16 protein-coding genes are annotated in these 26,665 nt (G+C 44.8%); 10 read left to right on the top strand and 6 right to left on the bottom strand.

Annotation, left to right across the window (positions count from 1 at the left end; translation table 11 throughout):
- Positions 1 to 9: 9 nt before the first annotated feature.
- Positions 10 to 3,198: a SusC/RagA family TonB-linked outer membrane protein gene (locus BUC01_RS17065; protein WP_073314325.1), complete on the bottom strand. Its 3,189-nt coding sequence runs from the start codon at positions 3,196 to 3,198 to the stop codon at positions 10 to 12.
- 315 nt (positions 3,199 to 3,513) lie between these two features.
- Positions 3,514 to 5,670, bottom strand: a complete 2,157-nt coding sequence (locus BUC01_RS17060) for a DUF5686 family protein (protein ID WP_394363922.1) — start codon at positions 5,668 to 5,670, stop codon at positions 3,514 to 3,516.
- Between the two features lie 391 nt (positions 5,671 to 6,061).
- Between BUC01_RS17060 and BUC01_RS17055 the strand changes: the two genes are divergently transcribed.
- The 3 genes from BUC01_RS17055 (at position 6,062) to BUC01_RS17045 (ending at position 11,563) form a co-directional block, all read left to right on the top strand.
- Positions 6,062 to 8,251, top strand: coding sequence for a glutamine synthetase III family protein (locus BUC01_RS17055; RefSeq protein ID WP_073314318.1), 2,190 nt, complete (start codon positions 6,062 to 6,064; stop codon positions 8,249 to 8,251).
- A 127-nt stretch (positions 8,252 to 8,378) separates the two neighbouring features.
- The gene (locus BUC01_RS17050) at positions 8,379 to 9,080 is read left to right on the top strand and encodes a Crp/Fnr family transcriptional regulator (protein WP_025833846.1); all 702 of its coding nucleotides are present in this window, start codon (positions 8,379 to 8,381) and stop codon (positions 9,078 to 9,080) included.
- A gap of 35 nt (positions 9,081 to 9,115) precedes the next feature.
- Positions 9,116 to 11,563 (top strand): glycoside hydrolase family 20 protein, encoded by a 2,448-nt coding sequence (locus tag BUC01_RS17045; protein ID WP_025833847.1) that lies wholly within the window; start codon positions 9,116 to 9,118, stop codon positions 11,561 to 11,563.
- A gap of 75 nt (positions 11,564 to 11,638) precedes the next feature.
- Here BUC01_RS17045 and trxB read toward each other — a convergent pair whose 3' ends face one another.
- The 3 genes from trxB to BUC01_RS17030 form a co-directional block, all read right to left on the bottom strand.
- Positions 11,639 to 12,586 (bottom strand): thioredoxin-disulfide reductase, encoded by a 948-nt coding sequence (gene trxB / locus BUC01_RS17040; RefSeq protein WP_034524596.1) that lies wholly within the window; start codon positions 12,584 to 12,586, stop codon positions 11,639 to 11,641.
- Between the two features lie 85 nt (positions 12,587 to 12,671).
- Positions 12,672 to 13,316, bottom strand: a complete 645-nt coding sequence (locus BUC01_RS17035) for an outer membrane lipoprotein periplasmic chaperone LolA1 (protein WP_034524591.1) — start codon at positions 13,314 to 13,316, stop codon at positions 12,672 to 12,674.
- Positions 13,317 to 13,330: 14 nt separating this feature from the next.
- Entirely contained in the window at positions 13,331 to 15,835 is a 2,505-nt protein-coding gene (locus BUC01_RS17030) for an FtsK/SpoIIIE family DNA translocase (protein ID WP_025833851.1), read from the bottom strand.
- Between the two features lie 595 nt (positions 15,836 to 16,430).
- Here BUC01_RS17030 and BUC01_RS17025 point away from each other — a divergent pair.
- The 7 genes from BUC01_RS17025 to BUC01_RS16995 all read left to right on the top strand — a co-directional run bounded on the left by BUC01_RS17025 (position 16,431) and on the right by BUC01_RS16995 (position 23,542).
- Positions 16,431 to 17,048 carry a porin family protein gene (locus BUC01_RS17025; RefSeq protein WP_073314317.1) on the top strand — a complete coding sequence of 206 codons (618 nt, stop codon included), beginning with the start codon at positions 16,431 to 16,433 and terminating at the stop codon, positions 17,046 to 17,048.
- 38 nt (positions 17,049 to 17,086) lie between these two features.
- A complete protein-coding gene (locus BUC01_RS17020) occupies positions 17,087 to 19,648 on the top strand; it encodes a TonB-dependent receptor (RefSeq protein WP_034524592.1) in 2,562 nt (853 codons plus the stop codon).
- A gap of 4 nt (positions 19,649 to 19,652) precedes the next feature.
- Complete coding sequence (locus tag BUC01_RS17015; RefSeq protein ID WP_081795834.1) at positions 19,653 to 20,645, top strand: DUF4249 domain-containing protein; 993 nt, start codon at positions 19,653 to 19,655, stop codon at positions 20,643 to 20,645.
- Between the two features lie 46 nt (positions 20,646 to 20,691).
- On the top strand, positions 20,692 to 20,916 hold the full coding sequence (locus tag BUC01_RS26240) for a DUF3874 domain-containing protein (protein ID WP_081795835.1): 225 nt from the start codon (positions 20,692 to 20,694) through the stop codon (positions 20,914 to 20,916).
- Positions 20,917 to 21,056: 140 nt separating this feature from the next.
- Positions 21,057 to 21,698 (top strand): DUF5063 domain-containing protein, encoded by a 642-nt coding sequence (locus BUC01_RS17005; RefSeq protein ID WP_025833859.1) that lies wholly within the window; start codon positions 21,057 to 21,059, stop codon positions 21,696 to 21,698.
- An 11-nt stretch (positions 21,699 to 21,709) separates the two neighbouring features.
- Entirely contained in the window at positions 21,710 to 22,345 is a 636-nt protein-coding gene (locus BUC01_RS17000) for a 3'-5' exonuclease (RefSeq protein ID WP_025833861.1), read from the top strand.
- A gap of 15 nt (positions 22,346 to 22,360) precedes the next feature.
- On the top strand, positions 22,361 to 23,542 hold the full coding sequence (locus tag BUC01_RS16995) for a class I SAM-dependent rRNA methyltransferase (RefSeq protein WP_025833863.1): 1,182 nt from the start codon (positions 22,361 to 22,363) through the stop codon (positions 23,540 to 23,542).
- Positions 23,543 to 23,549: 7 nt separating this feature from the next.
- Here the strand turns inward: BUC01_RS16995 and BUC01_RS16990 are convergent, their stop codons facing one another.
- Positions 23,550 to 26,369 (bottom strand): glycoside hydrolase family 2 protein, encoded by a 2,820-nt coding sequence (locus BUC01_RS16990; protein WP_025833864.1) that lies wholly within the window; start codon positions 26,367 to 26,369, stop codon positions 23,550 to 23,552.
- Positions 26,370 to 26,665: the final 296 nt, after the last annotated feature.

Here is a 26,665-nt window from a genome sequence, read left to right as displayed (position 1 = left end):
TTTATAAAGTTAGAAAGAAATGTTTGCACCCACAGAAATAGTTCTTGATTGCGGATAGATGCCTTTATCAACACCTAATGTGGTATAATTACCTGAAGCCAATTCCGGATCAAACCCGTCATAACCGGTAAATGTGAGCAAATTCTCGGCAGATACATATACTCTCAAACGTTGAACGGAAAATTTACGGGTCAATTTAACCGGCAATGTATATCCCAACTGAGCTGTTTTCAGACGTAAATAAGAGCCATCCTTCACATACAGATCAGAAGAACGCCAGTTTTTGTTCGGATTAGTGGAAGTCATGCGAGGAATGGAATTCGAGGTTCCTTCACCATGCCATCTGTCCATAATCCAAGTCGGACGGTTCATAGCAGGGATATCACCGCGTTGTGCAAAGTCAAAGATGTCATTCCCAACAGTTCCTTGGAAAAATAAATTCAAATCGAAGCCTTTCCATTCAGCCCCCAAAGTGAAACCAAAGCTCCAGTCAGGCATGCCTTTACCTATTTTCGTTCTATCATTATCATCGATAGAACCATCATTATTGAAGTCTACAAAACGAACATCACCCGGCTGAGCTTCAGGCTGCATCTTTTCACCTTTAGAATTTACATAAGCATCGATTTCGGCTTGATTCTGAAACAAACCATTTGTCTTCATACCATAGAAATAAGGCCATATTTCACCATTCTTACCATGAACATAGTCGCCAACACCGGAAGCACCGGCATTTTCATAGTTAGCTTCACCGGATGCATTACCCAACTTTATCAGTTTATTTTTCAAATATGAAGCATTGGCACTGACATGATAGGAGAAGTCTTTTATCTGCTGCTTCCACCCCAATTCGAACTCAAGCCCCCAGTTTTCCATTTCACCCAAATTAGACATCGGAGCACTTTGTCCCACATAAGAAGGAATAGGTTTATCCATCAACATACCATTTGTTCTCTTCTTGAAATAGTCAAAACCAAAACTCAAAGCATTATTAAAGAAACGGGCATCAAAACCAAGGTCAATCTGCTCGGATTCCTCCCATTTAATATCAGGATTACCAAGAGCTGCCGGTGAAGAACCGTATTGCATTACTCCGGTCTTACCCTCACTTGATACAACATAACCACCACCGAAATAGTAGTTCTGACCACCATCCATCAAAGAGCCATAGCGGAAGTTACCAATCTTTTCATTACCATTCCTACCCCAGCTGAAACGAAGTTTAAAGGTATCAAACCAAGTTGGCTTGGCATTTTCCAGATAAGGTTCATTCCATATATTCCATCCCACAGATACAGCCGGGAAAGTAGCCCACTTATGATTAGCGCCAAAATGTGAAGAACCATCACGGCGTAATGTAAACTGAACCATGTAACGCTCATTATAGTTATAGTCCAAACGACCGAAGTAAGAAGCCAAAGAAGCGAAATCAGCTCCGTCGTCCGTATAGCCTTCTACACGCTCTTTGTCACGGTCGCCAATAGCAGAATTGATATTAGCTTTAAGAGGATCGGTCTCCAACAGATTATAATCCCAACCTTTCAATGTACGTGCCGTATATTTGGATGCAGACTGACCTAATACAACGGAAAGATTATGTTTTTCCGCAAAAGTTTTAGAATAGGTCAATACGTTCTCCACCTGCCATCTGAACCCACGGTTCATTTCACTGTTTACCCAACTCTGCTCATTCTTTTTCATAGAGCCCATGTAGTATTCAAAGCCGTAGCCATCAACACCCCAAAATGCAAGGTCGGCACCATAGCTACTCTTAAACTTCAAACCTTCCAGAATATCAAGTTCCGCCCAAAATGATCCGACAAACTTATCTTCATTGTTTTTAGTAAGTTCAGGTGAGTTTAACATTGCCACAGGATTAGCCAACTCCTGATATCCCGAAGGAGGCAAGGAAAATACATTGCCATCTTTATCGGTTACTGCCGTCGGGTATTGCTTCAGGATTGCTTCACTCTCTTCTTTTGAAGCGTAAACTGAAACCAGTGGAGAAAACGCAATGGCACTACCCAAGATTGAACCATACTCAGAGTTTGTCTCAACTCCTGTAGAAGTTCCTCTTGAATAACCGATATTCACACCCGCCTTCAACTTGTTCAAAAATTTGCGACTATCATCTTCAAATACAGTATAAGTAGAATTTGAACGCAAACTCCAACGTTCATAGTTCGACTTACCATAGTTACCGCCAACAATACCCTCCTGATTGAAATAGCCTAAAGAAAGAAAATATTGCATTTTGTCATTACCGCCATTGATACTTACTTGATGTTGCTGGATGGGAGCATCATAATTGAAAGTTTCATCTTGCCAGTCGGTTCCATTGCCAGCCTTAGAAATCTGATCTTTCGTGTAACGGGGAAGATTACCATCATTCACATCCATCTCATTCATAATTGTCATATACTCAGTAGCATTCAGCACTGACTTCTTCTTCCACGGATTCTGCCAGCCATAACTGAAGTCATAATTAATGGTAGTCTTACCTGATTTACCACTTTTCGTAGTTACCAATACTACACCATTAGCAGCACGAGCACCATAAATAGCAGCAGAAGCCGCATCTTTCAGAATTTCAACAGAAGCAATATCTACCGGATTCAGATAGTTGATACCGCCATCTACCGCCATACCGTCAACAATATACAACGGATCTGAGTTGTTGACAGTTCCAATACCACGAATACGCACTTTGGAATCTGATCCCGGCTGACCAGAACTTTGAGTAATCTGAACCCCCGAAACCTTACCTTTCAAAGCATCTTCCACACGTGAAGGTTTCGATGCATTCAGTTCTTCAGCACTAACACGACTGATAGCTGCCGTTACCACGCTCTTCTTCTGCACACCGTAACCTACCACCACCACTTCATCCAGCGCTTCCGCATCTTCCTGCAGCACGATTTTAAAATCATGTTTGCCATTTACCGAAATGTCCTGTGATTTAAACCCTATATAAGAAATGGAAAGAACTGCGTCGGAAGGAACCGACAAAGTAAATTCACCGTCTATACCGGTGATTGTTCCTGTAGCGGCATTACCTTTCACCACCACATTTACTCCAGGCAAGGGTTCATTGTCCGTACCGCTTACCACCGTACCTTTTACCTGTATATCCTGCGCATACACAGAAGCTAATAAGGTAAAGCTTAGTAAAAATAAAACTGATAATAACTTTTTCATAAGTTTCACTAAATTAAGATTAACAATTCTCGGTTTTGTTCTCATTTGAACACTGCAAACATATGATAAATGAACGTAAAAGCAACTTGAAGTACCCATTCTTAAATACGTCAATTCAAAATTCAGAATACGTTATCAATACGTCAACACCAACTAAGCAGCTGAAAATCAACGAAAATAGAATACTTTCAACACATACGTCATTGCATGTTATAGAACACAAAACAGCTTTTTTCAAAACTACAATAACATATAAACAGGTAAAATCTAAAGGAAGTTAATAAGGGAAAAGTGCAAATTAGACTTATTCACATATCATCGGTTAAACAACTCGAACGTGAATTTACAACCTATTTCCTGGTATTTCCAATTGGCGAAGCTGCAGAAAACTCCAAAGTCGAAAATATTTGTACCGATGCCATAGCCAACCTCAACGTAAGGATTCAGATGCGGCATGACTAATGCATTCAGGTAAAGACGCTCATTCAGCACATGCTGCGTATATTTCACCAAATGGCGCAGCAACAAGAAAGGGGACTCATACGTCAAGTGACCACGAAGATACTTGCGGGAAGAGTTATACCAACGCCCATCAAGCAACTGGAAAACACCGCCAATCTCATCATTCCAACCGACCGGAAGGTTGGAACGGGTCAGGTTGGCAAAATCCACAAAGTATATATCTTTCTGATTGGTAAAAGCCCCCCACCCGAAACGAAGATAAAAATCGCGCATCAATCCCAAAGGAATGGAGTGCTGAATATCTACCTCGATACGTTCATACGTACCGGTACTTTTAAAGACCCCATCAATGCCCCTCTCCCAATCTACCGAAAAACTGGGATATTTGGAATGCAAGTTTACTTTTCGGTCACCATTCATATAGTAGTACTGACCGGGAGTCCACGTAAGACGTACACGCGGGGCAAAGCTATTATATGAATGACGCATCTTTTCTTCCCATGCAGGAGGAGTAGTGGTAGGCCCCTCTTCCTTCTCCGACTCCGACTGGACGGACTTTGTAGTGACAAACAACGAACGATTCGCCTCTGTACGCTTATGCATCGAGAAACCGAGATCCAACGACAAGCCGTTTACGATTTCCCAACTGTGGCGCACCTCCAGATACAAGTCATTGAAATAATCCAGATACACCCGATCGAAATCGAAAATACTGTCAGGCATATTTTTCAGCTCATCCAACATCCGGCTACTGTAAATACGGTGCCCATTGCCCACACTCACGTGAAATGCCGCACGTTTGCGTGGCCAGTAGTCGAAGTCCGACCTGACCGACCAATAAAGCTCTTTATATTTAAAGTTATAACCCAGCCTGGGGACAATACGCAACAAGCGGTCACCCGTAAAAAGACGATTGTACTTGAATTCCTGCCGGTATGAAAAACCGTTATTCCCGCTATAACTCAACAAGAACGGATTGATAAGCGGCGAGCAACGCACACTTCCCATTTTCGAAAGATCCACAGTGTAGCGGCTGATAAGCGCATCACCGATCTGTCCCCAAAATTCCAGATTCTTATTTTTAGGCTTCTTATATCGTTGCAAAGTATCACGGCGCAGAAAGAAATCCTGATATAACTCCTGCTCATGCGAAGAAAGCGGAATAGGACGTAAACTCGCAAAATAAGCACTGTCTGTCTTGTTAGCATTTGTATCGGTGCGCAGCGTATAGGACTCGGACAGATCGTATTTGCTCTTCAACCGCTTTCGCTCCAACTGGGAAGGATCTTTCTGAATGATGGATTTATAATCAAGGGCAGCAATATAATTGGCATCAATCACATTGCCCAGAAAACGGAAAGTAGCATCCACATCGTAATGCACAGGCAAGAATTCATCCGACTCGCCCACATCACCCATACGTATCATATTGTTGAAACGCAGCATTTCAGAACGTCCGATAAAGTGCATTTCGCGTACGCTCCAAACATTCTCACTCACAACCATGTGTCCGCTAACCAATTGGAAACTCTTACTTTTCGGTTTGAAACTGATCTTATACTGCAATTCGTGCATCTTCCCCATGACAGAATCTATATGATAAGAGTAGTACTTCATCGCATTCGGGGCCAAAGGCGAAAGAAGCTTATCATATAATAAGGTGGAAGCATAGATATTGACATGAAAATATTCCGGCAAACGCCCGTCCAACTCCCAAAACTCGGAAGAAGTGCCGACACTGGCTTTTATTTTCTGGTCATAAATATCGGGAGCGGTAAAATGCAGATCACTATATGTTTCCATCAGATATTCCCGTACCCCCTTTCTGATACGGAACATCGTGGGAATAAAGCGGAGGATATGGTTTTTCTTACGGATATTCACCTTTCCTTTAATATAGAGTTCCGCCCGGTAATCGTCGATGATAGTTTCGTAAAAAGGAGCAAAGAAGATGACTTTCTTCATGATAGAGTCCGCCGAGAGCGATTTTATATCATAAGGAGAAGGCATAGAAGATGCATGCACTTTCAGAGAAACAGAAAGCAAAAAGCATAGTAAGGTTCCTATATATATGATGTGTCTCAACCGTATTACCTCCAAATATATAGGGACAAATATAGAAAAAAAGGTTGTAAAACGATGAAATACCTCTTTTTTTAAGAAACAACATGAAAAAATACAGAAGAAATTACAGAAGTAATACGGTTCAGATACACCGCTAACACAGATAAAGGACATAAATCATTAAATGTAAAAAGCACTTTCTCACAGAACACCCCACAAAATTAGGGGTACATACAGAAAAAACATACAATTTTCAAAGAATACCCCTCAAAACATAGGGGTACTTTCAGAAAAAACATATAATTTTGCGCCCAACAACCAAAAAAGGAAGACTAATATGTCAAAAATGAGATTTTATGCCTTGCAAGAGCTTGCCAACCGACGCCCTCTTGAAGTGACTACTCCTTCGAACAAATTATCCGATTACTACGGAAGCCATGTGTTCGACCGTAAAAAGATGCAGGAATATCTCCCCCGGGAAGCTTACAAAGCTGTGACAGATGCCATTGAGAAAGGTACTCCCATCAATCGCGAAGTGGCAGACCTGATTGCAAACGGTATGAAAAGTTGGGCTAAATCCCTTAATGTGACCCATTACACCCACTGGTTTCAGCCTCTGACAGACGGTACAGCCGAAAAGCATGACGGCTTTATCGAGTTCGGAGAAAATTCAAACGTAATCGAACGTTTCTCCGGCAAACTGCTCATCCAGCAGGAACCGGATGCATCTTCTTTCCCCAACGGAGGCATCCGCAATACATTTGAAGCCCGCGGATATACTGCATGGGATGTTTCATCTCCCGCTTTTGTGGTAGATACCACATTGTGTATTCCCACCATCTTCATCTCTTACACCGGTGAAGCTTTGGACTACAAAACTCCATTGCTGAAAGCGCTTGCTGCCGTAGACAAGGCTGCCACAGAAATCTGCCAGCTATTCGATAAGAATGTGACCCGTGTCTTCACCAACCTGGGCTGGGAACAAGAATATTTCCTGGTTGACTCCGCACTGTATAACGCCCGCCCCGACTTATGTCTGACCGGACGTACACTCATGGGACATTCATCTGCCAAAGACCAACAACTGGAAGACCACTATTTCGGTTCCATCCCGCCACGGGTGACAGCTTTCATGAAGGAGCTGGAAATAGAGTGCCATAAACTGGGAATCCCGGCAAAAACACGGCACAACGAGGTGGCTCCCAATCAGTTTGAACTGGCTCCCATCTTCGAAAATGCCAACCTTGCCAACGACCACAACCAGTTGGTAATGGATTTGATGAAACGTATCGCCCGTAAACACAACTTCGCCGTCTTGCTGCATGAAAAGCCTTACAGCGGTGTCAACGGTTCGGGAAAACATAACAACTGGTCGCTTTGCACCGACACAGGCATCAACCTTTTCGCACCCGGCAAGAATCCGAAAGGAAATATGCTTTTCCTCACTTTCCTGGTGAACGTCCTGATGATGGTCTACAAAAATCAGAACTTACTGCGCGCTTCCATCATGAGTGCGGGCAACAGCCACCGTCTGGGCGCTAATGAAGCCCCCCCCGCCATCTTGTCCATCTTCCTGGGCAGACAATTATCCGCCATTCTGGATGATATCGTACGCCAGGTAGGCAACGACAAAATGACGGCAGAAGAAAAAACAACCCTTAAATTAGGAATCGGACGTATTCCCGAAATTCTTCTCGATACGACGGACCGCAACCGTACTTCTCCGTTCGCCTTCACCGGTAACCGCTTTGAATTCCGCGCCGCCGGTTCTTCTTCCAACTGTGCCGCCGCCATGATTGCCATCAATGCTGCCATGGCCAACCAGCTGAATGAATTCAAGGCATCCATTGATAAGCTGATGGAAGAAGGCATCGGCAAAGATGAAGCAATCTTCCGCGTTTTAAAGGAGACTATCATCGCTTCCGAAGCCATCCGCTTCGAAGGTGACGGTTACTCGGATCAGTGGAAAGAGGAAGCCGCCCGCCGCGGGCTGACCAACATCTGCCACGTGCCCGAGGCTCTGATGCATTACACGGATAATCAATCCCGCTCCGTACTGATAGGCGAACGCATCTTTAATGATACGGAACTTGCCTGCCGCCTGGAAGTGGAACTGGAGAAATACACCATGAAAGTGCAAATCGAAAGCCGTGTATTAGGCGATTTGGCCATCAATCACATCGTCCCCATCGCAGTCAGCTACCAAAACCGCCTGCTGGAGAATTTACGCGGGCTCAAGGAGATTTTCTCTCCCGAAGAATACGAAGTATTGAGCGCCGACCGCAAAGAGCTGATACGTGAAATATCCAAGCGTGTAACCGCCATTAAGGTTTTGGTACGCGAAATGACGGAAGCCCGTAAAGTAGCCAACCACATGGATTGCTACAAAGATAAGGCTTTTGCTTATGAGGAGAATGTCCGCCCGTATCTGGAAAAGATTCGTGACCACATCGATCATCTTGAAATGGAAGTCGATGATGAAATATGGCCGTTGCCGAAATATAGGGAACTGCTGTTTACCAAATGATAGTTTAGCGGCTTTGCCGCTAAACTATCATTTTCACACCCTCAAACTGCATCTTTTCCTTTCTTTTGTGCAATATTTAATTTTTTCTTTTTACATTTGTGCTGTATAACACAGTTTTGCAGCAGTTATGGTAAAAATGAATTTGTCAGACGTGAACGTTCCGGAGCTGATAGCCGATATGTGGGAGCCCCTGAATGAAGAGCAGCGGGAATTTCTCGCTAACCATTTTACGCTCCAGAATTATAAGAAAAATGAAGTCATTCATTGCGAAGGTGAGACCCCGAAATACCTCATGTGCCTCTTGAGTGGAAAAGTCAAGATTTACAAGGATGGTGTCGGAGGAAGAAGCCAGATTATCCGCATGATTAAACCCGTTGAATACTTCGGTTACCGCGCCTACTTCGCCAAAGAAGACTATGTTACTGCCGCTGCAGCTTTCGAACCCTCTCTGATTTGTCTGATACCAATGAGTGCAATCACTACACTGGTAGCACAAAACAATGACCTTGCCTTATTCTTTATCAAACAGTTATCCATCGACCTGGGCATTGCCGACGAGCGCACTGTCAACCTGACTCAAAAACATATCCGCGGAAGATTGGCCGAATCGCTCCTTTTCCTCAAAGAAAGTTACGGACTGGAAGAAGATGGTTCTACCCTCAGCATCTACCTGTCACGCGAGGACTTGGCAAATCTATCCAATATGACAACTTCCAATGCTATCCGCACCTTGTCACAATTTTCTACAGAACGATTAATTACCATTGACGGACGCAAGATAAAAATCATCGACGAAGAAAAGCTGAAGAAAATAAGCAAAATAGGATAAAGATCCAATTTATAAACTTAACACACATTAATGCCATGAAAAAAGGACTAAGTTCCTTGCTTTTAGCAAGTTTGCTGCTAACCTCCCCCGGTTGTCAGCAAAGCCAAAAAGAGGTAGTGAACGAGTATAACGTCGTTCCGATGCCTAATCAAATGACCCCTCAGGAAGGGCGTTTCCAACTGAGCAATAAAGTATCTGTCGTCACCGCCGATTGTACTCCTGAAGTGCAAGCCATTGCAGACAGCCTGATTGCCCGTATCCAGCTAATCTCCGGTATCTCCCTGCAAGCCAGTCCGCAAGAGAATGCGGAACAGCCTGACATCCGTTTTGTTACGATAGACGGAATGCCTGAGGAGGGATATAAACTATCCATCGCTCCGGATGAAATCACCCTCTCAGCATCCCATCCCAACGGCTTCTTTTATGGCGTACAGACCATGTATCAACTGTTGCCCCCTGCCATTTATGGAAAGGAAACCGTGAAACGTGCCGACTGGTCTCTGCCTGCCGTAGAAATTGAAGATGCTCCCCGTTTCCCCTATCGTGGTCTGATGCTGGATGTCTGCCGTCATTTCTCCACTACCGATTATATTTATAAATTCATCGATATGCTCGCCATGCATAAGATGAACACTTTCCACTGGCATCTGACAGACGACCAGGGCTGGAGGATAGAAATCAAGAAATATCCGAAACTACAAGAGGTAGGTTCGAAACGGAAAGAGACACTGATAGACTATTACTATGTCAACTGGCCGCAAATCTTCGATGGAAAAGAGCATGGAGGTTACTACACGCAAGAGCAAATAAAAGACATAGTGGCCTATGCAGCAAGCAAATATATCACCGTCATCCCCGAAATAGAGATGCCGGGACACGCCATCGCCGCCTTGGCTTCTTATCCCGAACTATCTTGCAGGCCGGACACCACTTATGAAGTAACCGGCACATGGGGAGTATTCGAAGAAGTGTTCTGTCCCAAAGAAGAAACGTTCCAGTTCCTGGAGGGAGTATTGGATGAGGTCATGGAATTGTTCCCCAGTTCATATATCCATATCGGTGGTGACGAATGTCCTAAAGACGCCTGGATAAATTGCGCCCACTGCCAGGCACTAATCAGGAAATTAGGTCTGAAAGACGACACTACCCCGAATGCCGTTGACGGCAAGAAGCATACAAAAGAAGAAAAGCTGCAAAGCTACTTCATAACCCGTATGGAGAAATACCTCAACAGCAAAGGACGGAACATCATCGGTTGGGACGAGATTCTGGAAGGTGGTCTGGCTCCCAATGCCACAGTCATGTCATGGCGCGGAGTGCAGGGCGGCTTAAACGCTGCGAAAGCCGGACACGATGCCATCATGACTCCAAGTCCCTACGCATATCTGGATCAATACCAGGAAGAACCGGAAACAGCACCCACCACCATCGGCGGATATCAGACGCTGAAGAAAACATATAGCTACAACCCTGTTCCTGATGATTCGGAAGAATTGGTAAAGAAACATATCATCGGTGTGCAAGGCAATATATGGAACGAATATATGCAGAATGACGAACGCCGTGACTATCAGGCATTCCCCCGTGCCGTAGCCATAGCTGAAACAGGCTGGACGCAGAATAACAGGAAAAATTGGGATTGCTTCCGGAGCCGTATGGTAGAAGACTTCGAACGTATGGACGCCATGAATGTGAAAGCCTGCCGCAATTTCTTTGATGTGAACATCAATACTCATGTTTACGACGGCACGTTGAAAGCTGTGCTGGAGACATTCTATCCCGACGCTGAAATCAGATATACAACCGATGGAAGTGCCCCGACCGCCAAGTCCGACCTCTACACCGAACCATTCATCTGGGAAGGCAGTATCGATTTGCAGGCTGCTGCTTTCAAGGATGGCAAGATGCTGGGAAAAGTGAACGGTAAAAAGCTATACGCAAACCTGATAGCCGGAAAACAATACACTACGGTTCCGCCTTGCGGCTGGATGAACGGCGACATCATCGGAGAGAATGACGTGTTAGGTGCAGACACCACTACGCTGGGGCTGACAAATGGCAAACGCGGCAACATCGCTTCTTTCACACCGTGGGTAGCTTTCAGCCTGAACGAGAAAAACAACAATGAACTCATATTCTCCGTTGACATGGAGAATCCGGTCACTATCAGTAAAGTAACTTTCGGAACGTTTTATAACCCCGCTTTCCGCGTACTTCCTGCAAGTGCTGCCCGCGTAGAGGTATCAAATGATGGCAAAGAGTTCAAAGAAATAGGGCAAGCCTCCTATACCACCCGCGAATATCCTGAACATGGCAGAAAGATGTTCACCGACACTGTGGAATGCACTCCGACTGAGGCACGCTATATTAAAGTGACCTTAAAGAGTGGCGGAACTCTGCGTAACGGCATAGACTGCCGCAAAGACACACCGGAAGATATTGTTCCTTCGGACTTATATGTAGACGAAATAGAGGTGTACTAATAAAAAAGAGAGATATTAAAAGAAAAAGAGGCTGTGCCAAAATGCTGCACAGCCTCTTTCTTTATCTGTCAGAAATCAGAGAAGACATTTGGAAGAAAGGTATCGTTCTGCCTCAAGCGCAGCTTTACAACCGCTACCCGCAGCCGTAATAGCCTGACGGTAATGAGGATCAGCAATATCACCGGCAGCGAACACACCCGGCACTTTCGTACGCGGACTGTCCCCCTCGGTAATGATATAACCCGTTTCATCCGTATCCAGGTAAGCCTTGAAAATGTCCGAATTCGGCTGATGACCGATAGCCAGGAAGAAACCGTCGATAGCCAGATCGTAACGTTCTTCATCCGCTTCACCCATACGTTTCACCAGATGAACACCTTCCACACCATTCTCCCCGAACAGCCCTACCGCATTATGTTCAAACAGCACTTCAATATTCTCATGCTTCATCACACGCTCCTGCATAATCTTAGAAGCACGCAGGAAAGGCTTACGCACAATCAGATAAACCTTCTTTGCCAGTCCGGCCAGGTAGACAGCCTCTTCACAAGCCGTATCACCGCCGCCAACCACAGCTACCACTTTCTTACGATAGAAGAAACCGTCACAAGTGGCACATGCGCTGACACCCATACCGGCATATTTCTTTTCGTCTTCCAGTCCCAGGTATTTAGCCGTAGCACCTGTGGCAATTATCAATGTATCTGTTTCAATCACTTTTTCTCCATCAATCGTCACTTTATAAGGAGCTGCGCTTAAATCAGAAGCCGTAGCAACACCATAACGCAGGTCGGCACCGAAACGCTCCGCCTGCTTGCGCAAATCATCCATCAATTGCTGGCCACTGATACCTTCCGGATAACCGGGAAAGTTCTCCACATCCGTAGTAGTCGTCAACTGACCGCCGGGCTGCAATCCTTCATAAAGCACCGGAGAAAGGTTAGCACGTCCCGCATAAATCGCAGCCGTATAGCCGGCAGGGCCAGAACCTACAATCAGACATTTTACTTTTTCTGTTTCCATAATCATTCTATTATTTAGTATTTCAACACTTATATCATAAATTATTCAGATCTCGAAGTATCCGTTATTCTGAGACAGATAGTCCTTACCTTAAATCAATCACTTCCGCAGTCGGATAAGCCTTCTTGTCAAAAGTAAAAGAACTGTCATTATAAACCTGTCCCGATTTATAAGACGTTATGCGGATAGCCACGCTACTTCCCCCTTTTTGTGTCATACTAATGCACAAAGGGCGGAAAGTGGCTTTGTCAACATAGAGAATGACGCATTGCAAATCCTGCTTTTTGTCAGTAGCCGTCAATATCACCTCATAGGCTGATTTACCACCATAAGTATTCGTCTTACCTAACTTTATATGGTATCCCTGTTTGTAAATAGACAATAAGGCATAAGGATTGATGCTCTGCAACTCTTCCGGAGTAGGTTCGGAAACGTTCACTTCATCACTGCCGGTAAGGTAACTCCATTGTGTACGACCGTCAAACCAGGTCTTCACTCCGTCAGCCTCCAGTTGAAATTTCTCTCCTTGCAGACGGATGACTCCGGTAGAAGTCCCTTCCAACACACCTTTTGCATAAGTCCGGACAGTAAACTCCGCCTGTATGCCTCCCGCCTGGCGAAAAGCATCAGTCGTACGGTCCAATATCTCTTTGGCATCCAATTGCTGCGCCGAAACCGGAAGCAACAGGCCGAACAAACATATATAAACTAAAAGAACATTCTTCATCATTTATTTAACAGGAATTACAGTAAATTGTTCAGCCGCATTTGCAGGTCGTTTTCATCGACACAGAGCACTTCACGCGCTTTACTGCCTTGCGCCGGTCCCACAATACCGGCTTTCTCCAGCTGGTCCATCAATCGTCCTGCACGGTTGTAGCCGATAGCGAACTTACGCTGGATAAGTGAAGTGGAACCTTGCTGATGAATGACAATCAAGCGGGCAGCGTCTTCAAACAGCGGATCGAGACGCCCCATATCCACATCTCCCAAATCACTGCCACCATCTTCGCCTACGTATTCGGGCAGATAGAATGCCGTAGGATAGCCCTGCTGCTTGGCAATGAATTTAGTGATTTCCGCCACTTCCGGGGTATCGATAAAGGCACATTGCACACGCACCGGGTCAGCCCCTTGCAGGAACAACATATCACCGCGACCAATCAGCTGGTTAGCACCCGGACGGTCGAGGATGGTGCGTGAGTCTATCATGGCAGACACACGGAACGCGACACGTGCGGGGAAGTTCGCCTTGATTGTACCCGTAATGATATTCGTGGTCGGACGTTGCGTAGCGATAATCATGTGAATACCTACCGCACGCGCCAACTGGGCGATACGGGCAATAGGCAATTCAACCTCCTTACCTGCCGTCATGATCAAGTCGCCGAACTCGTCAATCACCACCACGATATACGGCATGAATTTATGTCCCTTTTCGGGGTTCAGCGTGCGATTGATGAACTTCTCGTTATATTCTTTGATATTACGCACATGGGCAGCTTTCAGCAGGTCGTAGCGGGTATCCATTTCCACACAGATAGAATTCAGCGTCTGCACTACTTTGGTCACATCCGTAATGATGGCATCCTCCCCGTCGGGCAATTTGGCGAGGAAGTGATGTTCAATCACCGAATAGATGCTGAACTCCACCTTCTTCGGGTCTACGAGCACAAATTTCAATTCCGCCGGATGCTTCTTATAAAGCAGGGAAGTAATGATGGCATTCAGTCCGACCGACTTACCCTGACCGGTGGCACCTGCAACCAGCATATGCGGCATTTTGCACAGATCAACCATGAAGACCTCGTTGGTAATCGTCTTACCCAAGGCAACCGGCAAATCATAAGTGGACTCCTGGAACTTCTTGCTTCCGATGATGCTTTGTCCCGAAACAATCTTCGGGTTGGAGTTCGGCACTTCAATACCGATGGTTCCTTTTCCGGGGATAGGCGCGATGATACGGATGCCCAATGCCGAGAGGCTGAGGGCGATATCATCTTCCAGACCACGGATTTTGGAGATACGCACACCTTGTTCCGGAGTAATCTCGTACAGCGTCACCGTAGGACCTACAGTCGCTTTTATCGTACTGATTTCAATGCCGAAGCTGCGTAATGTGTTTATAATCTTATCTTTATTGGCATTCTGTTCCGCCATGTCGATGGTAGGCTCGGCATTATCGTAATGTTTCATCAGGTCGACGGACGGGAAACGATAATTCTCAAGGTCAAGACGAGGGTTATACGGCTCCTTTTCAGGACCTTTATATTCTTCATCTTCCACAGTCTCCACCTCAAAACTGGGCTCGGCAACCGCAGGTTTCTCCACGACAGGAGGCACAGGATCCGGAGCAGGAGTTTCTATTATCATGGATACTTCCCCATGAGACGGCTTGACAGGTTCTTTTTCAGTCACACCACCTAAATCCAGTGTTATTTCGTTCTCCGGTTCTTCCACAGGTTCAGGGACTTCAACGGGAGTTTCATCTTCCTTGATATCAGTTTCCGCCACTTCCGAAGCAGGAACAGGCTTTTTCTTCCCCTTTGCCGTCCAGGAGTCTGTAAATTCTTCCGGTGTTTCCCCCTCTTCTTTTTCTTCTTCCTCTTTCTGCTTGCGTTTCAGAAAACTGAGACTGAACAACTTACGCAACCAAATGACAGTACGCGCACTGAGGTAGATAAGGAAACAGATAGCAGTCACCAGCAAAATCATCCACACGCCCGGCGTACCGACTTGCGACACCAGCCAACGACTGATATTGTATCCGTGCATACCGCCCAGATACAGGAAAGAGTCCTGATACTGTTCCACAAACGCGAAACCGAAAAAGACAGAAAACCAAATCAGCAACAACGAGCAGCCGATAAACCATTTCCAGAGGCGAACCACACGCACACGCATCAGCTTCAATCCTGCCACCGCAAGGAACACAAGAATGAAGAAAGATGAAATGCCGAAGCAATCATTAATCAGATAGTTTGCCAACTGCGCACCGCGCGAACCGGCATAGTTTTTCACACCATTATTGACGGAAGCCAGTTCCTGTGAGTTAGCGGAGTCGATAATACTCTGGTCCGCCGCCCCCGTAAAGAAGAACGAAGAAAAGGCCAGCAATAGATAGACTGAAAATATGACCAGTACCAGTCCGACAATAAAGTGAATGGTTTCGTTTTTGAAGATTGCCCTTATTTTGCCAAACAAGGAAAGAGATTGCTCCGTATCTTTTGTAGAATTTTTCTTAGCCATGAAATAGAATTCCTTAGTAAATGAATGATAGATTGGTGCAAAAGTAATAAAAATATTGCTCTCTTCTCAACCTTGTCTTCTAAAGATTCTTTAGAAGATGCAAGAAAACAATCACATTCACAAACAAACTTGCCATCTATCTTCACTGTTTATATATGCTTTCACTTGCATACTTACACTATTTAGGATACATAACAGACGATCAGTAGTAAAAAACATAGTGGTGGCAAGCATTAGAACAGCTATATAACATAATTCTGAATCAGAAGCTATACTGAAATAAGTATCAAAATGACACCCAAACTACAATGTTAAAACAATACAAAAAGCAGCCCACCTTGATTAAAATTAGCATTTATTTGATATATTTGGGAAAAACGATATACAGTAAGGGTTTGCATGAACTATTGCTTTGTGTATTATCTAAAAACTATATATTACTAGAGAAAGCTAGCAAGATGAACAAAAGGGAGATTAAATGAGCTGCGAATAAAGAGCTGTATGAAATTCTACGTAAAATTATTGCACTTTTTTACTAAAGATAATATATTATATAACGCACCTTTTTAGCAAGGAGCACAACAATTGTTCATGTATGAAAAAACTTCTATCATCATTATTCACCCTGCTGCTTGCAGTAATACTACATGCTCAGGAAGTCACAGTGAGACATGAATTGTTTGTAAGTTACGGTTTAGCGCCGATAGCGTCTGTTCCCGAACCGAATCTACCAGTGAATGCCACTGTAAATGCCCCATACTCCACTAATAATAAGAAATTTTCCGGTACAATTAACATAGGATATCTGTTTCATGTTTCTGATCCATTGGCAATCGGCATTTCTTATTCTTATAATACGGTGAAACGGGATATTGTTTTGGGCTCATCCATACCGTTGGCAGAAATCAAAAACACATGCCACACAGTGATGTTTACCGGCAAATATACCTGGCTCCGGTTAAATCAATTTTCTTTTTATTCACGTGCAGGCATCGGATTGATGTCAGTAAAAAAAGGGAAAATGACCCTTTTTGAGCCCTCATCTGAGGGTTTGGATTCATCTTCCACCACTATGGAAAACGATAAGTGCATAGCTTGGCAAGTGATGCCGATAGGTGTGGAGTGGAACTTCGCAAAACATCTGGCTCTTTTTGCCGAAGGTGGCGCAGGCAGTACCGGCTGTGGCATGGCGGGTATGAAAATACTGTTTTGAGAAGAAAGAAGGGGTTAGGAAATCAACTATAAATGGCGATGAAAGCGTTTCTTTTAACTGTATGGCTGTTCTTCTTAAGCAATTTGCAGCTTGGTGCACAAACAGTTTCAGTCACCGGATATCTGAAAGATGCAGTATCCGGTGCAGCACTACAGGGAGCCAATGTCTATTCTAAATCCGAAAGATACGGCCAGACGACGGATAATGCCGGGTTCTTCAAATTCCACTTTCCACCGCACAAACCGATAGAGCTAATTTTCAGTTATGTGGGATATACCACACAGACGCACCTTCTATCACCCGGACAAGATACTCTGCTTGTGATTAAAATGGTTCAAGACAACCGTCTACCAGACGTACAAGTATATGCTCCCAAACGTGATTTTGGAGTAAATAATTCACAAATGAGTGCAGTAGAGCTTCCAGTAGCACAAGTCAAAGCGTTACCGGCTTTATTTGGCGAAGTAGATGTTATGAAAGCTTTGCAACGACTACCTGGCGTGCAGTCTGCCAGCGACGGCACTGCCGGTATCTTTGTGAGAGGTGGTAATTATGATCAAAATTTGATAATATTAGATGGCTCCACTCTATATAATTCCGAACATTTGAAAGGTTTTGTGTCTGCACTGAATACAGATATGATTGAGAACATCATCTTTTATAAAGGCGCTTTTCCGGCACGCTATGGCGCACGGCTTTCGAGTGTGGTAGATATCGGCATGAAAGAAGGTAACTTTGAAAACTATCAAGGACTTATAAGTCTGGGCATGCTATCATCAAGAGTGCACTTGGAAGGTCCCATTCGCAAAGGTACCACTTCGTTCAATGTGGCGGCACGTTTATCTTATTTTGACGCTATAGTACAACCTATGCTAGAAAAAGTATATGATAAGCCGAACGTTCTACAACCCTATTCACATATGAATTACTATGATATCAATGCTAAACTGGTACACAAGTTTTCTGTTAAAGACAAAATATCCGCTGTCTTCTATTTGGGAAAAGACGTGAATAATTCGGCGCCAACAGACAGCAGGCAACAGTATCGAATTAACGAGAACCATGCAGATGGCACCAGCATGCACAAATATGACAACCAGAAAGCTAATTCAACTGACAACATATGGGGAAACATTGTTTCAAGCCTCTTTTGGACGCATGTAACCAATAAACATTTCTCGATAAATACTAATCTGAGTTACAGCCGATACAATTACCGGCTAAAGATGACATCCGGAATTCATAACCGCAAAGACGATGTAACCAACGCTCTTTCAGAAAAGCTAATTCGCTTGTATGAAGAGAATTCTTATGTGCAATACAATTCAGGTATTGACGATGCAGCATTAGCGGTAGACTTCCATTACACGCCGCAGATACGGCACAATCTTCGCTGGGGGGCCAAAATCTCTCTGCAAAAATTCACCCCCATAGTGGATGTTTATAAACGGACATACACCAAAGCATGGTTGGATGACCACTATGAGGAAGAAGAGCAATCGGTAGACACTCTGTTAGGAGAGAAGCTAAATCTGAAAACCGTAGCTTTCTATGTAGAAGATGATTGGATGCCGGCAAAACGGTGGAAAATAAACGTGGGATTACGCTACACATTGTTTGCCGTGAAAGGCAAAACACTCCAGTCGATAGAACCCAGAGCTTCTCTACGCTACTTATTGACTGATAATATGGCACTGAAACTTTCTTATGCCCGTATGGCGCAAGGCATTCATCTTTTGAGCAGTAGCAATCTGGTAATGCCTTCCGACTTATGGATACCTATTACCCGAGACATTCCACTGATGAAAGCAGATCAATGGGCATTGGGCTACAATTATGCAGTGAGTAAAGACATAGCTTTTTCAATAGAAGGATATTACAAGCTGACAGACAATGTAATGGATTATCGTGAGGGTGCTTCTTATATGACTTCTTCGGGCAACTGGCAGAAAATGATCGCATTAGGTAAAGGATACGCTTATGGAGCTGAATTGCTTTTGCAAAAGAAGATAGGGAACACAACTGGTTGGATAGGCTACACATGGTCAAAATCATTAAGAAAATATGCTCGTACAGGGCAAGAGATAAGTAGCGGACAGAAATTCTATGCAGGAAATGACCGTCGTAACAATCTGAACATCGTGATATTACATCGTTTCAAGAAACATTGGGAGATTTCTGCGGCATGGACCTATCAAACCGGCAGACGAGGTATTTTGGCTACTACAGCTATGTATGGCGGAAAACTGGATGAATACGACCCATACGGACAAGCCTCTTCCGGTGACTCGCATTTAGGCGGTGACCGGTATGGTGATGGCCCCGACGGAGTGGCTTATTTCCGTAAATTTTCCCGTTATTACACCTACTCTGAGCGTAATGGCTATAAACTCCCTGATATTCACCGATTAGATGTCAGCGCAAATTACTCTATAAAGCACCAGAGAGGAGAAAGTATTCTTGGATTATCCATTTATAACCTCTATAATCGGCAAAATGTGTCGGATATCTATATCGGGTATGAGAAAAACAAGACAGTGCTAAAGGGGATTTGTATGTTCCCCTTCATGCCCTCATTAAATTACACCTTAAAATTTTGACGTTATGAATTTCAGAACATTAATGATAGCCTGCATGTCCGTTCTCATAATATGGGGATGTGAACACGTGATAGACTTTCAAGAAGGTGATAGTAAATTACAAGGCATTACAATTAATGCTCTGGCCGTTACAGATACAGTTTTCACTGCATCAATTTCTCGTGCATATCTGTTCACGGAGGTACCAGCTCTCAATTATATGGATTATTGGGAATACGAAACACGCCCTGATCCTTTTTATGAAAAAGAAGCTGTCATGTCCGAAGCTGAAGTAGAACTGACTGTCAATGGGCAAGAAAAATACACCATGCGCTACACCCCCTTACACTTTAATTATACAAGTGATTATATCCCCAAAAGTGGTGATCACATAGCACTACGTGTAAAAGCAGATGGTTTAGAACCCGCTTTTGCCGAAACAGTTGTTCCGGGTATCCAACAATTAGAAGTACTAAACTGTGAGAAATATTATGAAAAAGGACACACAAGTTCAGGTTCTTTGTCTGACATGTCACAAGATACAGTAGCTCGCATTACACTTCGTATCACTGATCCGGGTAATGAATCTAACTATTACCGCTTAAAAGTGAGAAGTATCGCATACGACAAAAGAGCGGATGATTCAGAAGAGATATTGCAATACAGCGATATTTATTCTTCATCTGATGTTATCTTCATGAATGAGCAACTAACTAAAAGCTATGGTGGATGGGCTGCTTACTTTTCCAATGTATTCGATGATCATTTGTTTAACGGCAAAAAATACACTTTTTCGATAGAAACCCGTTTGAGGCTTGGCGAGCACCCTCACGCCGTTATCGAGTTGCAGTCTATTACACGCGATTTATATTATTATCTCAAGTCTATTATGCTCTACCGGATAACCGATCAAGATGCTTATACGGAAGCAATACAAATACATTGCAACATAAACAACGGTTGGGGGATACTCGGTGGAATGGAAACGGAGAAACAAATTATCCGTTTAGGGCAATAAAGCCAATGAAATCGTTTGTCGCATTTTATAACTTGAACTCAGGTAGCTGGAACAGCTTTTCCTCTGCCACTTCCGCGCAGCGGCAGAAGGAGAAGAAGGTGTATGGATGACCCCTATGGAAATTATCTCTTTTCTACAAAAAAAAGACCAAGGACCGGCTGTCCATCAACAAAGTGGCCTACTTCGGACGTGCACTCACAAATTCGGAATCAGCAACCGGAGAAAAAAACGGGGAAACGAATATCATGTGATAATAAACAAAAGTATCTAAGGTATAAGCTACTTTCTTAGGAAGAAACAAACCTTTTTCATACCTTTGCTCTGCGAAAATAGGCCGCACCTCAGCAAAATGCAAATAAATTTGCTACTGCATTCGGTTTGCACTATCTTTGCGTTCCAAATCAAGCATATATGAAAAAAGAAAGCCAAGTGATATTCGACCGTAATGTAGTGGAATTCGTCACCGTAGCCGCTGAGTTCTGCAAGTTCCTGGAACAGGCGGAGACGATGAAACGTGATATATTTGTCGATACCTCATTAAAGATACTCCCACTACTCTACCTCAAGGCAGCTATGTTGCCCGAAACCGAAATGCTCGGTGACGAAGCACCCGAAAGTTATGTAACGGAAGAGACGTATGAAGTGCTCCGCATCAACCTTGCCGGCATCCTCGCCGATAAGGACGATTATCTGGACGTATTCATACAAGATATGGTCTACAGCGACCAGCCCATCAAAAAGAATATTTCCGAAGACCTGGCGGATATTTACCAGGCCATCAAAGACTTTATTTTTGTCTTCCAGCTGGGCCTGAATGAAACCATGAACGACTCCCTGGTCATCTGCCAGGAACAGTTCAGGGAATATTGGGGACAGACATTGGTGAACACCCTCCGCGCCCTGCACGACGTGAAGTACCACCAATCTGACGATGAAGAAACGGAAGACGAGGATTTTGACGACGACGAATGCGATTGCGACGGACACCACCATGACCATTGCGATTGCGACGATGATGATTGCCATTGTCATGGTCACCATCATCACGAATAAAAAGATAAATTATGGTTATCAAGAGAACAATCAATAAAGAAACGATCAAAAATATGCCGAAAGTACTCTTCCCGGGACGGATACACGTTGTCCAGACCCCCTGGGAAGCCGAAAAGGCTGTAACCTACCTCAAGCAATATCCTTTGCTGGGAATCGACAGCGAAACACGTCCGTCATTCACCAAAGGGCAATCGCACAAGGTAGCCCTGCTGCAAGTATCTTCGGAAGAAGATTGCTTTCTGTTCCGCCTGAACCTGACAGGACTGACGCTTCCCATCATTTCATTACTGGAAAGTCCGTCGGTTACCAAAATCGGCCTTTCCTTGCGGGACGACTTCATGATGTTGCACAAACGCGCCCCTTTCGAACAACGTGCCTGCATCGAACTGCAAGAGTATGTCCGCATATTTGGCATACAGGACAAAAGTTTGCAGAAGATTTACGGTATACTGTTCGGAGAAAAAATATCTAAGGCACAACGCCTTTCAAACTGGGAAGCCGAACACCTGACTGAGCCTCAGAAGCAATACGCAGCCACAGACGCATGGGCTTGCCTCAACATCTACAACAGATTGCAGGAATTAAAAATCAGCGGTGACTACGAACTGGCACCGGACGAAGAAAAAGAAGAAATAATCAATAGTTAATAATCATCTCCAACCATGTACAAAGTATATCTCAAATCAGGCAAAGAAGAGTCATTGAAACGTTTTCACCCCTGGGTGTTTTCCGGTGCCATCGCCCACTTTGACGGTGAACCCGAAGAAGGCGAGGTAGTTGAAATCTACACTTCCAAGAAGGAATTTATCGCCAAAGGACACTTCCAGATCGGTAGTATAGCCGTGCGCGTACTTTCTTTCCGGCAGGACGAAAACATCGATGCCGATTTCTGGAAACGTAAACTCAGCATTGCCTATGAGATGCGACGCAGCATCGGCATTGCCGGGAATCCTACCAACAATACTTACAGACTGGTACATGGCGAAGGAGACAATCTGCCCGGATTGGTAATAGACATCTATGCACGCACCGCCGTGATGCAAGCACACTCGGCCGGTATGCACCTCGACCGCATGGAGATAGCCGAAGCCCTCAGCGAAGTGATGGGTGACAAGATAGAGAACATCTATTATAAATCAGAAACGACCTTGCCCTTCAAAGCCGACCTCTATCCGGAGAATGGTTTCCTGAAAGGAGGCAGCACGGACAACGTAGCCATGGAGTATGGACTGAAGTTCCACATCGACTGGCTGAAAGGACAAAAGACAGGCTTCTTTGTAGACCAACGCGAAAACCGTTCTTTGCTGGAACGCTATGCAAACGGGCGCTCGGTACTGAATATGTTCTGCTACACGGGCGGTTTCTCCGTTTATGCCATGCGTGGCAATGCCAAACTGGTACATTCTGTAGACAGTTCCGCCAAAGCGATTGACCTTACCAATAAGAATATAGAGTTGAATTTCCCGGGTGATAGCCGTCACGCTGCCTTTGCCGAGGATGCCTTTAAATATCTGGACCGTATGGGCGACCAGTATGACTTGATTGTCCTCGACCCACCCGCCTTTGCCAAACACCGGGATGCCTTGCGCAATGCCCTGCAAGGCTATCGCAAACTGAATGTGAAAGCTTTCGAGAAAATCAAACCGGGAGGCATCCTGTTCACTTTCTCCTGTTCGCAGGCTGTCAGCAAGGAAAATTTCCGCACAGCTGTCTTTACGGCTGCCGCCATGTCCGGACGTAGCGTGCGCATCCTGCACCAATTGACGCAGCCTGCCGACCATCCGGTGAATATCTATCATCCCGAAGGGGAATATCTGAAGGGATTGGTGCTGTATGTGGAATAGGCGCTAATCAATCATTCCCTATCGTATAATCCGACTCATTCTTCACCCCGATAATCATTCTTTGATTGATATCGGCGTGAAAGAGTGCGTTCAGCTCTTCCCAGGTAAGTTGCTCCACAGGCCGGAAAGCATCAGACTTTACATATCGTAGCAAGGAAGTGCGAAACTGTTTTCCTTCAGGCATATCGGCAATGGCCCGAAGATTCGTCATGCAGACCAATATTTTCCCTTTGCCGACAGCAAACTCGAAAACCAATCCCAACTTATGGTTTCGCTCGATGTTATCCACCACCTGAACCAACGGACGGTATTCACTGCGAGTCGCATTCAGTATCATAGGGCGTGAATTACGGGCAATGCTCCACCATTGCCAATCACTATGATCCTCTGTTGGAAAGTATTTCAGCAACGGATGCATGGGATCGGTCAAGATGGACAGTGTTCCGGGAGACACTTCCTTTCCGGCATTCTCGGAGATAGTCTTGAACATGGAATAATTCCAATAGTCAGGAGTAAACATACCGCCCACACTCTGCACAAGAATACTGTCATGCTCAGGAATAAACAAAACGGATGCACCGTTCTCCAATCTCTTTTTTAAGTCGTCATCCAACCGGGAAGTTACATAAACAGCACCTTCCGGTTCGGCAGATTCGTCGGGATATACCCAAAGATGGTAATAATTGCGATACTCACCTGTGGACAGAGTCAATGTCAGACGCCGGGCTTCCTTTATCGCAGAGAGAGAAAGTTCAATACTCCCCACACGCCCCACCTCACCCTGAAAGACGGAAGCGGACAATTGCCCTTCGCGTTTCCAACCGCCATCATCCGAAACCAGGCTCCAGCGGACAGGTTCGCACCAATCACCCTCCACATAATTGGAAAGAGCGACATCGATATGCAGCCGCTGCGTATTCAGCCAGCAATAATCTTTCATCAGCGCCAAAGGAACAAGCGGCGCACAAAAGCCATAGAACGTTTCAGGCTCAACAATACCTTTACTGTCCATAAAAGCATCCAGAATGCCTACCAATGCAGAACCTTGTCCGGGATAATCCTGCAAATCGAGCAACTGGAACCCTCCGAAACCGGGAGTACGGAAAGCATATTCCATATCCGCTTTGTAACACTTTATCGAGAAATGTCCGGTGGCCTGATGAAAACTTTTCGCCTGAGAGGACAGATGATTCTCTTTCAACCTGTCACGGAAGATTTCAAGATTATAAGGATAAAGCACACCGGTGTATTTGGAAATCTGACCATAATCGGGATATATCTGGAACTGGCAGTTCTCATGCCCCACCACCGGACGCGGACAGCGGGCGATGGCACCGGAATAGTCCTTATCGGTAGCCGGACGGGTATTATTCAGAATACCGCCTTTCTCAGCATCCACATAAGCAAAGGAAGCACGCACATGGGTGGTGTATCCGTCTCCCCCACCCACACGGCAGGTCACAAAGAAATCTTCCCCCTCCTGCGGGCCCTTCCAACCCAGGTTATTATTAGAACCGTAGCAATACAAATGCCGGTTGTCACGACTGCGGAAATCATCCAGCCACTCACGCACCACATCTATCTCCGCATCCAGTTCATTGCCCAGACCGAGCATCATGAACGAAGGGTGGTTTCCAAAATGCTCCAGCAACATATCTCCTTCCCTCTTCAGAAAATCATTCAGCCCCGTATTCTCCCGCTTGATGTAACCCCACAAAGGAAGCTCTATCTGATAGTAAATGCCCTCTATGTCAGCCGCTTCAAGTGCAGCACGCGGCGGGGTGAAAGAGTGGCAGCGATAATGATTGATGCCATACTGTTTCGCTATGCGGAAGACACGCTGCCAGGATGCCACATCCATCGGTCCATATCCCGTCAGCGGAAAGACGCAAGCATCGTGCTTGCCCCGCATGAAAGTTTTGTAACCATTAATCACGAACTGCGTGCCCTGTACCTCAAACTTACGCATACCAAAATCCACCACACGGTTATCCCGGTTCTTTCCGGAACGAAGTGTCACATTCAGTTTATAAAGCGCAGGGTGAAACTCACTCCACAATAAAGGGGCATCCCCCATACTTATGGGTATCTCAACCTTGTTTCGTCCTTTCTTCAAATGCACAGCAAGTTGTTGTGGCAATAAAGTATGCTTTCCGGGAGTATTCCAGGCATATCCCTCAACGTCAAGCGTGCCTTTTCCATCTTTCTCCGCATCCACTTCCACAACCACCAATGCCTGTTTCTTATCCACTTGCGGATATACTTGCACCGACTGGATGAAAGCATCCGACACCGCTTCGATATAAAACTCTCCCAAAATACCATTCCAGTTTGTCTGTGTAGCATCTGTCCATGCGTGCGAACCTTGTATTTCTTTGGGAACGGAAGTCGGTGAATTATCAATCCGTATTCTCAGCTGATGCTTTCCGGCAGCCAAAACGGGTAATTCATAGCGATGAGGCGCATACAAATGTCCGTAACTGCCAATACTGTCGCCATCCACCCATAAAGTACTTGGTTTGGTACGCTCCATCACCAGAAACAGTTTCTTGCCCCGGAAAGTCTTGGGAATTTCTATCTCACGGGTATAGGTCACCTCGCCGCTATAAGGATAGAGACGCGTCAGCTGATAGGCAATCAAAGTATCCTTGTTTTTCTCCCCCAAGCGGTTTTCATCCGTCGTACCCGGTAAACGGCAAGGGCCTAAAGAACTCTGCCATTCTCCCGCTAACTGAATTTGCTCTCGTAAAGAAGTGAAATTCTGAGCTGTCAACTGTGCCATTATACTCAGACCGAATATGGCAACTGATAAGATTCTGCTTTTCATAAAGCAAAGATAGGCAAGTGAAGTAAAAGTAGCTAATACTATCTTAGCAAAAACTGCACTTTATCCCCTACAACAAGGCTAAAAAGCATCATATATAATAAAAGATGTTAATACAAAGCAGAAAATAAGCCAAACATTATGTTGTATAACATAAAACCCACTATATTTGCACTGTGTTTTTCATGGTATTAGATTTAAGGTTAATAAAGATTGGCTGTCTGGGATAGATAGCCTTCTTTTTTTATATACCCCTAAGTACTCCGCTTTTTACCATCTATTCTTCACCTTTCTTCACT

Source organism: Bacteroides stercorirosoris, assembly GCF_900142015.1.
In the GTDB taxonomy this organism is placed as follows: Bacteria; Bacteroidota; Bacteroidia; order Bacteroidales; family Bacteroidaceae; genus Bacteroides; species Bacteroides stercorirosoris.
This window is presented reverse-complemented; position numbering and strand designations above follow the sequence as displayed.